This is a genomic window from Companilactobacillus nantensis DSM 16982 (genome assembly GCF_001435815.1).
Classification (GTDB): domain Bacteria; phylum Bacillota; class Bacilli; order Lactobacillales; family Lactobacillaceae; genus Companilactobacillus; species Companilactobacillus nantensis.
On record NZ_AZFV01000074.1, the window covers coordinates 1 to 1,574 of the forward strand.

Annotated in this window: 1 protein-coding gene; it reads right to left on the reverse strand. The window is 34.7% G+C overall.

Features of this window, described 5'->3' with window-relative positions; all coding sequences use genetic code 11:
- Positions 1 to 112 precede the first annotated feature (112 nt).
- The gene (locus FD31_RS13740) at positions 113 to 1,330 is read right to left on the reverse strand and encodes an IS110 family RNA-guided transposase (RefSeq protein ID WP_057893327.1); all 1,218 of its coding nucleotides are present in this window, start codon (positions 1,328 to 1,330) and stop codon (positions 113 to 115) included.
- Between the last annotated feature and the right edge of the window lie 244 nt (positions 1,331 to 1,574).

The window sequence follows — 1,574 nt, forward strand, 5'->3', positions numbered from 1 at the left end:
TTCCTACGATTAGTCAAGTAAGAATTGAGAAAATGAGAGTATTCTAAACAGTACTTCATAATATATTCTTTAAAATTATGAAGGTAAGAGTTAGTATTTGAATCAGAGATGTTTAGAGCATCTCTTTAGGTTTGGATGACCTATATGTATAAGAATACTTAGTATTATTATTTATCATTGAAAATAGACATTTAAGAGTCTTATTCATGCAGGCCACAGTCGCAACCTTGTCCCTTTTAGGGACGGGTTGCTTTTTTAGTTTGTAGTAGTAATCCACAATGTGGTTTTGTGCGGAAGCTTGTTGCTTAATCATATTTCGAACGGCAGAGTATAAAACGGCTCTGGCCTTGGGATTACCACGTTTATTTATGTGGTCTTTCTTTTGACTCCGACCAGATTGATATCTCATAAGATCGATACCAATATAAGCATTCAGTTGATTAGAATTATCGAACCGAGTGAAATTACCAATTTCACCAATTAACATAGCAGCAGTCATTTCGCCTATACAAGGCATTGAGGATATGATTTCAAACTCAGGTAATTTTTTGCCTAGTTTGATCATTTCTTTTATTAACTTTCTTTTTTCTATAGTGTTTTCTATCACTCTAGTAGCGTAATACTTGACCTCGTCCACTTGAGGATCGTTTACATGTGCCGATGGACAACTGTTTTTGGCAAATCTTAATAGCTTTTCGGCATAATTAAGAGCGACTGTATCTGAGATTCTTTTACCGGTTTCTTTTTTCATAGTATTTTTTAATTTTGTTTTTGATAGATCAGAGACTAAATCTGGGTGTGGATAAAGTCGAGTAACGTTCAAGGCTAGAACAGATGCTTTATCAGTAAATAGTTGTTCCATTTCTGGAAATGTCTGTTGTAGTGCGGTTTTCATTTTCACTTTGTAATATTTACGGTCAGCTTCAACCTGTTCATAGAACCTACATTTCTCTTTAAGATTCGAATATTTTTCATCTTGAAAATACATCAATCTGTAGTTATTATCATAAGCACTAAGGGCTATTTTATGGGCATCTTTTATATCAGTTTTAATACGACGCAAATTCTCCGTTTTAAGGTGTAATTCAAGTGGATTTAGTAATGCATAGGGTATTTTATTATCTTTACAGAATCTCTCTATGGGACGGGAATATACACCTGTGGCCTCAAAGTAGAACGTTGGATTATTGGCAAGCTTTGCGGTTGCACGCAACCTGGCAAAGCCTATTTTATTGTGTGTAAAATTAAATTCAGCAGTGCAATTACCATCATGATAAGAAACACAGTAACTGTGGCCTTTGGATACATCTAAAGCAATTATATCTGACATATTAAATTTATTTCCTTTCTAAAGCTGTCCGTACCAACACTTCGTATCTCATTTCCTATACACGGACTCGAAGTCCAACAACCTGAAACCTGATTAATGAAATGAAGATAACGGGAATCATTTTTTTTCACGGACTCGAAGTCCCGAGATTCATGCTCGATTTTAGCTTTGTCTTCAGTGTACAAAAAAAGTTCCAAGTGGAAAAATTCATTTCCACTCAGAACTAATCTTAGGTTGTTTTGAA